This is a genomic window from Cognatazoarcus halotolerans (assembly GCF_009800965.1).
Classification (GTDB): Bacteria; Pseudomonadota; Gammaproteobacteria; order Burkholderiales; family Rhodocyclaceae; genus Cognatazoarcus; species Cognatazoarcus halotolerans.
On record NZ_WUAF01000002.1, the window covers coordinates 384731 to 397670 of the forward strand.

The 12940-nt window shown below is 65.5% G+C and carries 11 protein-coding genes; 6 read left to right on the forward strand and 5 right to left on the reverse strand.

Annotated features, from left to right (window positions below):
• Window positions 1-80 precede the first annotated feature (80 nt).
• From gspF to GQB03_RS04780, 4 genes are read right to left on the reverse strand one after another with little or no spacing between them, the layout of a single operon-like run.
• On the reverse strand, window positions 81-1283 hold the full coding sequence (gspF, locus tag GQB03_RS04765) for a type II secretion system inner membrane protein GspF (protein WP_159685093.1): 1203 nt from the start codon (window positions 1281-1283) through the stop codon (window positions 81-83).
• A 22-nt stretch (window positions 1284-1305) separates the two neighbouring features.
• Window positions 1306-2775 (reverse strand): type II secretion system ATPase GspE, encoded by a 1470-nt coding sequence (gene gspE / locus GQB03_RS04770; RefSeq protein ID WP_159685096.1) that lies wholly within the window; start codon window positions 2773-2775, stop codon window positions 1306-1308.
• Window positions 2772-4913, reverse strand: a complete 2142-nt coding sequence (gspD, locus tag GQB03_RS04775) for a type II secretion system secretin GspD (RefSeq protein WP_235026944.1) — start codon at window positions 4911-4913, stop codon at window positions 2772-2774. The genes gspE and gspD overlap by 4 nt, the downstream gene beginning before the upstream one ends.
• On the reverse strand, window positions 4913-5491 hold the full coding sequence (locus GQB03_RS04780; RefSeq protein ID WP_159685099.1) for a type II secretion system protein N: 579 nt from the start codon (window positions 5489-5491) through the stop codon (window positions 4913-4915). The genes gspD and GQB03_RS04780 overlap by 1 nt, the downstream gene beginning before the upstream one ends.
• A 278-nt stretch (window positions 5492-5769) precedes the next feature.
• Here GQB03_RS04780 and GQB03_RS04785 point away from each other — a divergent pair, with 278 nt between their 5' ends.
• From GQB03_RS04785 to moaE, 6 genes are all read left to right on the forward strand, one after another.
• Entirely contained in the window at window positions 5770-7698 is a 1929-nt protein-coding gene (locus tag GQB03_RS04785; RefSeq protein ID WP_159685102.1) for a PhoX family protein, read from the forward strand.
• A 140-nt stretch (window positions 7699-7838) separates the two neighbouring features.
• On the forward strand, window positions 7839-9806 hold the full coding sequence (locus GQB03_RS04790; protein ID WP_159685105.1) for an ATP-dependent DNA helicase: 1968 nt from the start codon (window positions 7839-7841) through the stop codon (window positions 9804-9806).
• 108 nt (window positions 9807-9914) lie between these two features.
• Complete coding sequence (gene mobB / locus GQB03_RS04795) at window positions 9915-10412, forward strand: molybdopterin-guanine dinucleotide biosynthesis protein B (RefSeq protein WP_159685108.1); 498 nt, start codon at window positions 9915-9917, stop codon at window positions 10410-10412.
• Complete coding sequence (locus GQB03_RS04800; RefSeq protein ID WP_159685111.1) at window positions 10409-11611, forward strand: molybdopterin molybdotransferase MoeA; 1203 nt, start codon at window positions 10409-10411, stop codon at window positions 11609-11611. Before mobB ends, GQB03_RS04800 begins: the two co-directional genes overlap by 4 nt.
• Window positions 11612-11616: 5 nt before the next feature.
• Window positions 11617-11871 (forward strand): molybdopterin converting factor subunit 1, encoded by a 255-nt coding sequence (gene moaD / locus GQB03_RS04805; RefSeq protein WP_159685114.1) that lies wholly within the window; start codon window positions 11617-11619, stop codon window positions 11869-11871.
• Between the two features lies 1 nt (window position 11872).
• Window positions 11873-12346: a molybdopterin synthase catalytic subunit MoaE gene (moaE, locus tag GQB03_RS04810; protein WP_159685117.1), complete on the forward strand. Its 474-nt coding sequence runs from the start codon at window positions 11873-11875 to the stop codon at window positions 12344-12346.
• 78 nt (window positions 12347-12424) lie between these two features.
• Here moaE and GQB03_RS04815 read toward each other — a convergent pair whose 3' ends face one another.
• Window positions 12425-12937, reverse strand: a complete 513-nt coding sequence (locus GQB03_RS04815) for a phasin family protein (RefSeq protein WP_159685120.1) — start codon at window positions 12935-12937, stop codon at window positions 12425-12427.
• Window positions 12938-12940 lie beyond the last annotated feature (3 nt).

The window sequence follows — 12940 nt, forward strand, 5'->3', positions numbered from 1 at the left end:
TCTGGCTATCCTTGGTTTTGATTTCCCGATCCAGCGTTCGGGCAGTGATGGTTCCATTGGTTGCTGATGACCATTTCTGCTTACCGCAGCAAGGTATTGATCTCGATGATCGGCTGCATCACCGCCAGCACGATGAGCAGCACCATGCCACCCATTGCCAGCAGCAACAGCGGCTCGAGCAGACTGGTGAGCGTAGCGGTGCGGTTTTCGACTTCCTGTTGTTGCAGGCGGGCGGCCCGGTCGAGCATCTCGCCGAGGCGGCCGGTGGCTTCGCCGTTGGCGATCATGTGCACCAGCAGCGGCGGAAACTCGCGCGTCGCGCCCAGCGCGCGCGCCAGCGACTGGCCTTCCCGCACCTTGTCGGTGGCCTCGCCCACGGCGTCCTGCAGCGGCAGCATGGTGAGCACCTGGCGGCCGGCATCGAGTGCCGAGAGCAGCGCCACGCCGCTGCCCGCGAGGATCGACAGGGTCGCGGCGAAGCGGGTCGCGTCAAGGCTCTTGAGGTGACGCCCGATCAATGGCAGCCGAAGCAGCCGGGCATGCCATTGCCGTCGCACCGCCTTGCTGCGCAGCGCGAAGTGCGCGGCCAGGCCGGCTCCGGCCGCACCCAGCACCATCAACCAGCCCCAGTTGCGCAACAGGTCGCTGAGCAGGATCAGCGCGCGGGTGAGCCATGGCAGGGCCTGCTTGCTCTGCTGGAAGACGGTCACCACCTGGGGCACCACGTAGGTCATGAGGCCGATCACCACGAGCAGCGCGACTGCCGCGACGATTGCCGGATAGAGCAGGGCCTGCAGGGTCTTCTGGCGCAGGCCGCTGCGCCGTTCGAGATAATCGGCGAGCTGATTCATCACGGTGGCCAGTTCGCCGGATTTCTCGCCTGCCGCTACCGAGGCGCGGTAGATCATCGGGAAGGCCTGCGGAAAGCGGTCGAGTGCCGCGCGCAGGCTGTAGCCGGAGAGAATTTCGGAGCGCACGCCGGCGAGGAGCTGACGCTGACCCTCGCTGTCGGCCTGCTCGATGAGCGCCGCGAGTGCCTGCTCCACTGTGAGGCCCGAGGCCAGCAGGGTGGCCCATTGACGTGTCAGCAGAGTGAGGTCGGAATCACGCAAGCGTCGGCGCCGCACCGCCTTGCCGGCGCTATGGCTGACGCTTGCCACATCGACCGGAAACAGGCCGCGCTCGCGCAACATGCTGCGGGCGGCGCGGCCGGTGTCGGCCTCGAGGACCCCCGAGGTTTCCTTGCCTGCACTGTCGAGAGCGCGGTAACGGAAAGCGGTCATGAGCGTGCCCGTACGACGTTCATCAGTCGCGGGTGACCCGCAACAATTCTTCGGGGGAGGTCAGGCCCGCGGCGAGCAGGCGCAAGCCGTCTTCACGCAGGCTGCGCGCGCCGGTCGCGCGAGCGTGTTCGCGCAGTTCGCTCTCGTCTGCGCGATTGTGGATCTGCCGGCCGAAGGTATCGTCCACCGTGATCAGCTCGTAGATGCCGGTACGTCCGGCATAGCCGGTGTGGCCACAGGCCGGGCAACTGTCGGCGATGCTTACCGTTTCCGGCGTGTGGGGCCCGAACAGTTCGCGGTCGGCGTCGTCCGCGCTGCGCGACTGCCGGCAACTGGTGCACAGTCGCCGTACCAGCCGCTGGGCCAGCACGCCGCGCAGGGTCGAGGCGAGCAGGAAAGGCTCGACGCCCATGTCGACCAGACGGTTCACCGCCGAGGCTGCGTCGTTGGTGTGCAGGGTGGCAAGCACGAGGTGGCCGGTGAGGCTGGCCTGAACCGCGATCTGGGCGGTTTCGAGGTCGCGGATCTCGCCGATCATGATCACGTCCGGGTCCTGACGCAGGATTGCCCGCAAGGCCTTGGCGAAGGACAGATCGATCTTGCTGTTTACATGAATCTGGCCGACACCGGGCAGATCGAATTCGACCGGGTCCTCGACCGTGACGATATTGAGCCGGCCGGCGTCCATGCCCTGCAGCGCCGCGTAAAGCGTGGTGCTCTTGCCGGAACCCGTGGGGCCGGTCACCAGCACGATGCCATGGGGTTGGCTGAGGAGCGTGGCGAAGCGGTTGCGGGTGTCGTCGGCCATGCCGAGTGCATCGAGGCCGAGCTGCGCGGCGCCCTTGTCGAGCAGGCGCAGCACGATGCGCTCGCCATGGGTGGTGGGCAGGGTCGACAGGCGCACGTCGACCTGGCGGCCGGCGAGGCGCAGGGTGATGCGTCCATCCTGCGGCAGGCGCTTCTCGGCGATGTCGAGGTTGGCCATGATCTTGATCCGCGAAGCCATCGCGGCGTGCAGCGCACGGTGCGGCCTGGCCACGTCGTGCAGCACGCCGTCACGACGGAAGCGCACGACCGAGCTGTGTTCGTAGGGCTCGATGTGTACGTCCGAGGCGCCATCCCGTACCGCCTGGGTGAGCAGTGCGTTGATCATGCGGATGATCGGCGCGTCGTCCTGCGATTCGAGCAGATCCTCGACCGGCGGCAGCTCGGTCATGAGCTGCGAAAGGTCGACCTCCTGGCCGACATCGGCGACCACCTCGGCGGCGCTGCCGTCCTGCTGGCTGTAGGTTTCGGCAAGCCGGGCCTCGAAGGCGCTGCGGCTGATCGACTCCACGTTGAGCGGCAGACCGAGTGTCCGGCGCAGTTCGGTGAGCGCGGCGAGGTTGCCGTCTTCACGCAGCAGCACGTCGGCGCTCTCGCCACCGGCCCCGACCAGCAGCACACCGTGCGCCTTGGCGAAGCCGTAGGGGATGTTGATGCCGCCGCTCATGGCAGCACGGTGCCGCGCTCTTCCACGGGTGCGGGTGGCGTGCTGCGTTCGTCCCGGTGCGGGGTCAGATCGCGGGTACGCGGCACCGCTGGAGCGGGCGAGTCGATCGGCGGCAGTTCAGCCGGACTGCGTTCCTTCCGGAGCAGGGTGTCGTCGCCGACGACGCCGCGCTGCTGGCCGATGACATAGTCGTAGCGCGAATTGGTGATGCCGGAATAGCTCTCCTTGCTGCGCAGGATCACGGGGCGCAGGAACACGACCAGATTGGTCTTGCTGCGCTTGCGGCTGTCATAGCGGAAGAGATTGCCGGCGAGCGGGATGTCACCGAGCAGGGGTACCTTTTCCTCGCCGGATTCGTAGCTGTCCTCGACCAGACCGCCGAGGGCGATGATCGCCCCGTCGTCGATGAGCACGGTCGACTCGATGCTGCGCTTGTTGGTGATCGGTCCGGCGTTGTCGATGCTGCCGACCACGGTCGACGCTTCCTGGTAGATCTGCAGGCGCACCACGCCGCCTTCGGTGATCTGCGGTTTGACCTTGAGCGTCAGACCCACGTCCTGGCGCTCGATCGTCTGAAAGGGGTTGGCCGGCGTGGTGCCGCCGCCGGTGTTGGTGTACTGGCCGGTGATGAAGGGCAGGTTGCGGCCGATCACGATCTTGGCTTCCTCGTTGTCGAGGGTGACCAGGTTGGGGGTGGACAGGATGTTGGTCTTGGCGTCGGTCTCGAGGAAGCGTGCCAGCACGCTGAGGTTGAGGATCTCGGTACCGTTGGGCAGGGTCAGGGTGCCGCTGCCGACCAGGAAATTGAGACCGCCACCAACCGAGGTGGGATCCGCCGAGATGCCGAGGATGTTCGAGCCGCCCGTCTTGCTGCCGAAGTTGGTGCCACCGAATACCGTGGTCTTGCCGCTTCCCGTCGGGGTATTGGCGCTCTGCCACTGAATGCCCCATTCGGCCGCACGTTCAGCCGTGATCTCGGCGATCAGCGCCTCGACGTAGACCTGGGCACGACGCCGGTCGAGCTGCTCGATGACGTGGCGCAGGTTGTTGTAGATCGCTTCGGGGGCGGTGATGATCAGGGCGTTGCTGAGCGGGTCAGCCTGGATGATGCCGCCGCCGCTGGTCGCCGCGGGAGTACCGGTCGATGCGTTGCTCGAGCTGCTCGTGGCTGATCCGACGGACAGCCCGCCCTTGTTTTCGCTGGCGGAGAGCGGTCGGCTGGATTCGACCATCGAACTCGAGGTGTCACCCGACAGCACCGCCCGCAGGGTGTCGGCAACGCGGGTTGCTTCCGCATTCTTGAGATAGACCACGTGGATGTTGCCGCCGGCGCCCGGACGGTCCAGCGAGGCCACGAGTTGCCGCACCGCCGACAGCCTGGACGGGCTGCTTGCGCGCACCAGCAGCGCGTTGGTCCGTGCATCCGGGACGATCGACACATCGTTGCCGGGATCAGCTGCAGCACCGGGCGCGCTGAGGCGGGTGCCACCGGTAAGCAGCTTGGAGAGCGTTCCCGCGATGTCGGCCGCGGCGGCGTGCTTGAGCTCGATGACCTGGAGGTCGCCCTGTGGCACGTCGACCGAAGCGATGATGCGGGCGATGCGCTCGACGTTGTCGGCGTAATCGGTCACCACCAGCGCGTTGTTCGAGGGGTAGGCGGAGACCGTGTTGTTGGGCGAAATCAGCGGACGGATGACCGGTACCATCTGGGCCGCCGATTCGTTCTGCAGGGTGAAGACCTGGGTGACGATGCCGGCGCCCCGGTTATGCCTGCTGCCACTTCCGACCGGCACCGCGTGGAGTTTTGCGTCCGCTTCGGGGACGATCTTCGTCACGCCCGAGGACTCGACTGCGGTATAGCCCTGCAGGCGCAGCGCGGAGAGCAGGATGTCATAGGTCAGCGCCTTGGCCACCGGCGTATTCGTGACGATGTTGAGGTTGCCCTTGACCCGCGGGTCGATCAGGAAGTTGCGCCCGGTGATCTTGCCGATCGCCTTGATGACCGCGTCGATCTCGGCATTCGCGAAATTGAGCGAAACCTTGTCGCCGTCGGTCGACGGTTGGGCGGCAACGGGTAGTGCCAGGGACGCCGCGAGTAGCAGGGCGCTCAGGCGCTTGAGGGGTTGGGTCATCGGCATCAGTTCTCTTCGGTGTCGGAGAGGGCGGCTCGCGCCGCATTTTCGGAGGCTCTGGGCTGGACGTCGGATGGCTCTGCTGCCACGCCGGCCGGCAGGATGCCGCTTACCGGCGTGACAGGCAGGCGGATCTCTTCGGTACTGCCGCCACGTTCTATCTCGATGCGGTCGGCGAGGATTCGTTTCAACCTGCGGCCCGGGCTGATCTCGTCGCCGACGGCATAGGTCGAGAGCTTGCCGCCAGTGCGCAGCATGACAAAGCCGCTTCCGCCCACGAAGCCCGTCGCGAGACCGACGACCTCGATCGGCAGGCTCGGTGCCAGCGCCGGTCTGTCGGCCGCGAGCCGGTCTTTTCCACCAAGCAGTTGCTGGCCGATGATGCGTTGTGCCGCGGCCCGTGGATCGGTGTCCGTCTTGAGCGGCAGCGCAGCGTCGTCCGGCGCGCTGAAGCGCCAGAAGAGCGTGGCCGTGACCCAGGCCGTAAAGCAGAGCGCCGCGAGCCATGCGAGTGCCGGCATGGTACGCCGTATCGCACTGCTGGCGAGGAGGCGGGAAAGGGCTTGGCCTGTGGGCGATGTCATGAACGCGATATCTGACTCGGTTGATGGCGGGCTGCCGGAAAGAGGTCTTTTTACCAGAAAGGTGGCCGATTGTAGCCGCATGGTGGTCGGGTTCGCTTGCCGATGGCCGCATCGGCGCAATCGGGCAGGCTGTCAAAGCACTGTCACGAAGCCTCGTTAAGCTCTCGCGTCGCTAACGCCCCGCGGGTAGTTCGAGCGCCCTGCGGCACCTGCCGCATCGTGCGGCCAACGGGCACACCCCGACCCCATCCCCTGACCCCATAAGGATTTCGGAAATCATGAGTCAACAGATCGATACTGGCCGCCGCCGCGCCTTGAAGCTCCTTGGCGGAGCGCCACTGCTGCCGATGGCATCGGGTTTCGCCGGCGCATCGACCCTGATGCTTGCCGGCTGCGGCGGTAGTTCCTCTTCGCCTGCAGCCCTGGTCGTCGATTCGGTGAGCTTTACCTCGATGGCTGCCCCCACGTTGGCCGATGCGGCCGCAATGGCCACCACCAGCGTCGGTTCCAGCATGGTCGTGAACTATACGAACGGCACCACCAAGACCTTCACGCTGGGCTACGAGCCGTACTTCATCACGGGCGACATGGTTGCCGACGGGGCAGGCGGCACGACCCTCGCGGGCGGCTATTACGACATCAACGGCAATCCGATCAAGGACGCCAACGGCAAACAGTTCTACTCCGACTGCCCGGACGGTTCCAGCCTGCTGACCCTCGACAATCCGACTGTGTCGGGTGTGACCGGCAACACCGTGTTTGCCGTGGTGCAGTTCGAATACACCAGCCGGAATGCCGCGGGCGATTCGATGTACGGCAAGCTGCCTTCGCCGATCGCCGTGCTGACCCTGGACCAGGACAAGAAGACCGGCCAGCTCAAACTCGTGAAGTACCACAACGTGGATACCAGCGGGGTGCACGGGTTGTGGATCACCTGTGGCGCCAGCCTCTCGCCGTGGGGTACGCACCTGTCGAGCGAGGAGTATGAGCCGGACGCCACCGTCGCAGCGAGCGATGCGCAGTTCCTGGCCTACAGCCAGAATCTCTACGCCAATGCCCTGGCGGTGGCCAATCCCTACCACTACGGCCACATGCCCGAAGTGACGGTGAACCCCGACGGCACCGGAAGCATCGAGAAGCACTACTGCATGGGCCGGATCTCTCACGAACTGGTGCAGGTGATGCCCGACGAGCGCACCGTGCTGATGGGTGACGATGCAACGAACGCCGGCGTGTTCATGTTCATTGCCGACACCGCGCGGGATCTCTCCGCAGGCGTCCTTTACGTTGCCAAATGGACCCAGACCTCGCCCGTCGGAGGCCCCGCGGGTGGCGCAGGGACACTCCGCTGGATCAAGCTCGGCCACGCCACCAGCGCCGAGATCAGGGCGCTTGCCGACGTCCTCGGCGCAGCGGACATCGTTGACGTGAAAACGGCCGATCCTGCTGATGCCAGCTACACGAAGATCGGTTTCGGCGGCAAGAGCAACTGGGTGAAGTTCGTTCCCGGTCAGGAGAAGGCCGCCGCCTTCCTCGAGACCCACCGTTACGCAGCCCTCAAGGGCGGCAGCCTCGCCTTCACCAAGATGGAAGGGGTGACGGTGAATGCTGCCGACAAGAAGGCCTATCTGGCGATGAGCCGCATCGAAAAGACCATGACCGATGGCACCACCGATGTGAATGTGGCCAAGATCACGGCTGGCGCCGTTTACGAGCTTGCCCTGGCCGGCGGCCAGACCGATCTGGACGGGGGCGCGATCGACAGTGCATGGGTGCCGGTCGACATGGCGGCAGTGGCCGAACTCGTCGGCGAAGATCTCGCCACGCCCGACGCGCTCGGCAACACCGCGAACGCCGACAAGATCTCCAATCCGGACAACCTCAAGTTTTCCGAAGAGCTGCGTACGCTGTTCATCGGCGAAGACAGCGGCCAGCACGTCAATAATTTCCTGTGGGCCTTCAACGTCGATACCCGCGCGCTGTCCCGCATCCTTTCCTGCCCGGCGGGTGCGGAGTCCACCGGGTTGCAGGCGGTCGATTCGATCAACGGGTTCACTTATATCAACAGCAACTTCCAGCACGCCGGTGACTGGTCCTCGCTTCACGCGGTGGTCGAGCCGACACTGGCGCCGCTGATCGATGCCAACTACAAGGATCGCTTCGGCGCGGCGGTGGGTTATATCACCGGCATGCCGGCATTGGGCTGAATCGCGGTTTGAACGAGCGTCCCGAACGAGGACGCGAGCGCTACGCTGGACCGTTCCGGGCCCGCCACAAGGTGGGCCCGTTTTCCTTGGTCGGGCGAGTGCGGTGATATGATCCGCCGCGCATCTGAACGGATCCTGTCATGTCGAATCTCGCGGACCATTTCTCTGATCAGGGCTCCCTGGCCCGCGCCATTCCCGGTTTCAGCGCCCGCCCGCAGCAGGTCGAGATGGCTGCGCGGATCGGCGATGCGCTGCGCGAGCACCGGGTGCTGGTGGCAGAGGCCGGCACCGGTACCGGCAAAACCTTTGCCTACCTGGTTCCAGCCCTGCTGGCCGGCGGCAAGGTGATCATTTCCACCGGCACCAAGACGCTGCAGGATCAGCTGTTCAAGCGCGACCTGCCCACCGTGCGGGCGGCGCTCAGGGTACCGGTCGACGTGGCCTTGCTTAAGGGGCGCGCCAACTATGTGTGTCCTTATCACCTCGAGCGCAATGGGCGCGACGGGCGCTTCCAGACGCCGCAGGATGCGGCCGACCTGCGGGTGATCGCACGCTTCGCGCAGATCACCCAGAGCGGCGACAAGGCCGAATGCGCGGAGGTGCCCGAGGACTCGGCTGCCTGGTTGTCGGCCACCTCGACCCGCGACAACTGCCTCGGTCAGGAGTGTCAGTACTACAAGGATGACTGCTTCGTGCTCAAGGCCCGCAAGCGCGCCATGGAGGCCGACGTGGTGGTGGTCAATCACCATCTGTTCTTCGCCGACGTGATGTTGCGCGACGAGGGCATGGGCGAGCTGCTGCCGGCGGCCAACGCGGTGATTTTCGACGAAGCGCATCAGCTGCCTGAGACCGCCAGCCTGTTCTTCGGCGAGAGTGTCACCACCTCGCAGCTGCTGGAGCTCGCGCGCGACACCCGCTCCGAGACGATCGCCGCGGCGCGCGACTTCGTGGCCCTGATCGACGCAACCCGGGCGCTCGAGAAGGTTGCGCGCGACCTGCGGCTCGCGGTCAAGGCCGAGAACGCCCGCTTCGGTTACGCCCAGATGCTCGAGAACGAGGAATTCATGAAGGCGGTCGAGGCGCTCGGCAGCGAACTCGACCGCTTTCATCAGCTCGTCGAGAGCCAGGCGGAGCGCTCCGAGGGACTCGCGAACTGCCTGCGGCGGACCGAGGAGATGCAGGCCCGACTGATCGCCTGGCGAGCGCCCGAGGCGCCGGAGCTGATCCGCTGGGTCGAGGTATTTACCCAGTCGCTGGCGCTCAATGCCACGCCGCTGCATGTTTCCGATGTGTTCCGCCGCCAGATGGGCAATCAGCCCAAGTCCTGGATCTTCACTTCTGCGACGCTCGCCATCGGGTCGGATTTCTCGCACTACCTCAACGAGATGGGCCTGTCGCAGCTGGACCCGCCAGCCGACACCGCGGTATGGGGCAGCCCGTTCAACTATGGCGAGCAGGCCATGCTCTTTGCACCGCAGGGCATGCCCAACCCGAATTCGCCCGACTACGTGGAGCGGGTCGCCGAGGTGGCTTTTCCGCTGATCCGCGCCGCGCAGGGTCGCACCTTCGTGTTGTGCACCTCGCTGCGGGCAATGCGGCGGATCCACGAGCTGCTGGCAGAGCGCATGGCCCGCGAGCAGCTGGCCTTGCCGATGTTGCTGCAGGGCGAGGGTTCGCGCAGCGATCTGCTGGCCCGTTTCCGCCGGCTTGGTAATGCGGTGCTGATCGCCAGTCAGAGTTTCTGGGAAGGCGTGGACGTGCCGGGGGATGCCCTGTCAGTGGTGGTGATCGACAAGCTGCCGTTTGCCCCGCCGGACGACCCGGTGCTCGCGGCGCGGGTCGAGTATCTCGAGAAGAAGGGGCTCAACCCGTTCTTCGTGTATCAGCTGCCGCGCACCGTGATCAACATGAAGCAGGGGGCCGGGCGGCTCATCCGCACTGAGCAGGATCGCGGCGTGCTGTGCATCTGCGACCCGCGCATGATCGACAAGCCCTACGGCAAGCGGGTGTGGCGCAGCCTGCCGCCGATGCGGCGCAGCCGCGAGGTGGCGGAGGTGGTGAGCTTTCTCGAACAGTTGCCGGCACCTGCGACGACGGCAGGCGCTTGACCGGGCTTCGGCGCCCGCCGCTTGATCCACTTCGTGAGTTCGCGGACGGTGCATGTTGTATCCTCGGGCGCTTGATCATCCGATGCGGCACCCGGCCGCCGTGTTTGCATGAAAGTATTCGGCATCGCCGGTTATTCGAATTCCGGCAAGACGACCCTGATCGAGAAGCTGATTCCCGTATTCAATCGACGTGGCCTGCGGGTATCGGTCATCAAGCATGCGCACCACGGCTTCGACCTCGACCGGCCGGGCAAGGACTCATGGCGCCACCGCGAGGCAGGCGCAACCGAAGTGATGATGCTCTCCTCGGATCGCTGGGTGCTGATGCACGAACTGCGCGGCGCCGAGGAGCCCAGCCTGGACCAGCAGCTGGCGGTCCTGTCGCCCTGCGATGTGGTGCTCATCGAGGGTTTCAAGGCCGCGCCGGTTCCCAAGATCGAGGTGCACCGTCCGTCGCATGGCAAGCCGCCGATCTATCCCGACAACCCCTTTGTGGTGGCAGTGGCGACCGATGCCGAGCTGGAACTTGGGCTGCCGCGACTGGATCTGAATGATCCCGAGGCAATTTCCGATTTCATCCTCTCCTACCAAGAGTCCGCACGATGAACGCTCCGATGCTCAGTTTCGACGAGGCCCTGGCGCGGCTGCTCGCAGGCGCAAGACCGCTTGCCGGGGTCGAGGAGGTCGATACCTTCGATGCCAACGGGCGCGTGCTCGCCCGAGATCAGATCTCGACCATCAACGTGCCGCCGCACGACAACTCCTCGATGGATGGTTACGCGGTGCGTGTCGCGGATGTTTTGGAGGCCGGCGTGCGTCTGCCGGTCGATCAGCGCATCCCCGCTGGCAGCGTCGGGCATTCGCTCGCGGCCGGTACGGCAGCGCGGATCTTTACCGGGGCGCCGGTGCCGGCCGGTGCCGATGCGGTGGTGATGCAGGAGCTGTGCGAGCGTGATGGCGATGATGTGATCGTCAATCATCGGCCGCGTGCCGGGGAGGCGATCAGACTGCGCGGCGAGGATATCTCGGAAGGGCAGGTGATCCTGCCGGCGGGTACGCGAATCGGCCCTGCCGAAGCCGGTCAGCTCGCCTCGGTCGGTCTGGCGCGCGTGCCGGTGTTCCGGCGGTTCCGCGTGGCCTTGTTTTCCACCGGCGACGAACTCGCGATGCCCGGCGAGGCACTGCGCGAGGGCGCCATCTACAATTCGAACCGTTATGTGCTCAGGAGCCTGTTGACGAATCTCGGGTGCGAGGTGGATGACCTTGGCATCGTCGAGGACACGCTGGAGGCAACCCGCGCCGCCTTGCGGCGTGCGGCCGCCTGCGATCTGATCGTGACCTCGGGCGGGGTTTCGGTGGGCGAGGAGGATCACGTCAAGCCGGCCGTCGAGGCCGAAGGGCGACTCGAGATGTGGAAGATCGCGATCAAGCCGGGCAAGCCGCTGGCCTTCGGGCGAGTCGGCGAAGCGGCTTTCATCGGCTTGCCGGGCAATCCGGTATCGGCGCTGGTGACCTTCCAGATGCTGGTGCGTCCGTTTATCCTGCGGAGCCAGGGCGTCGCTGAGGTGATGCCCCGCGCCCAGCTGGTCCGGGCAGGGTTCGCCTGGACCCGTCCCGATCGCCGGCGCGAGTTCCTGCGCGCGCGGGTTGATGCAGAGGGTACGCTGGCGCTGTATCCGAATCAGAGTTCCGGGGTGCTGACTTCGTGCGTGTGGGCTGATGGCGTCATCGACAACCCGCCCGGTGTGGCGATTGCCGAGGGTGACGTGGTGCGATTCATTCCGTTTTCCGAGTTGTTGTACTGACTGCCATGAAATTCAAAGTGCTCTATTTCGCAAGTCTCAGGGAATCGCTCGGCAAGGCGGAGGAACTGGTCGAGGCACCTTCCGGGGTGTCGAGCGTGGCCGCGCTGCAGCGCTTCCTCGCCGAGCGCGGAGAAGGCGTGCCCGCGCTGGCGCGGGGCCGTAACGTGCGCGCGGCGGTTAACCAGGTGATGGTGAAGGACGATGTGGCGATCGCCGACGGCGACGAGATCGCGTTCTTCCCGCCGGTGACCGGAGGTTGAGATGAGTGTCAGTGTTCAGGAGGCGGATTTCGATCCGGGTCGGGAGGCCGAGCGGCTATCGGCCGGCCGCGACGATGTCGGTGCGCTGGCAACATTTACCGGACTGGTTCGCGCCGACAAGCAGAATGGTTCGCAGGGCAGCGATGTGCAGGCGATGACGCTCGAACACTATCCGGGGATGACCGAGAAGGCACTTGAAGCCATCGTCGTCGAAGCGCGCTCACGCTGGCCCGCGATACTCGGGGTGAGGGTCATTCACCGCGTCGGCAGGCTCGCGCCCGGCGATCGGATCGTTTTCGTTGGCGTCGCCGGTGCGCACCGCGGCGAAGCCTTCGCCGCCTGCGAGTTCATCATGGATTACCTCAAGACCCGCGCACCTTTCTGGAAGAAGGAAGACACCGCCGAAGGGGGGCGCTGGGTGGATGCCCGTGACAGCGATGACGAGGCGGCCGGGCGCTGGTCGGTGCCGGACTGAGCGAGGCGGTGCCGCACGGACAGACGGACATGAAAAAGGCGCCCCGCGGGGCGCCTTTTCAATGACCGGGAGGCCGGCTTACTTCTTGCCCTTCGGAGCCGTCATGCTCGAGAAGGCCTGGAAGGCATCGGTCTGGGCGCGGGTCATCTGCTCGAAGGCGGCACGGGCCGTTTCCATTGCGCCCTGGATCGAGCCCATGGCGTTCTGATCGGTGATCGGCATGCCCTTGAACATCTTCTGCATGGCTTCGAAGACGTCGGAGCCGCCGGAGGTCAGTTGCTCGCTCACCAGACGACCGAATTCGGATTGGGTCTTGGTGGTGATCTCGGCGATCTCACGTGCGCATGCGAGCATCTTTTCGGTGGTGACCTGCGCATACTTGCTGCGCAGACCGAGCGCTTCCTGGGGATCCTTCACCGAGGTCAGGGCCTGGGCGTTCTGAACGCCTTCTTCGAACAGGTCCTTGGCGGTCTTGACCTGGAGTTCCATGATGCGCTGGGAGTTCTCGATCGACATCTGGGCGAGGCGCATCGCGGCCTCGAGGTTCTTTTTCTGAAGCTCGTTGAACTGGTCCTGTTGCTTGGTAGCCATTTA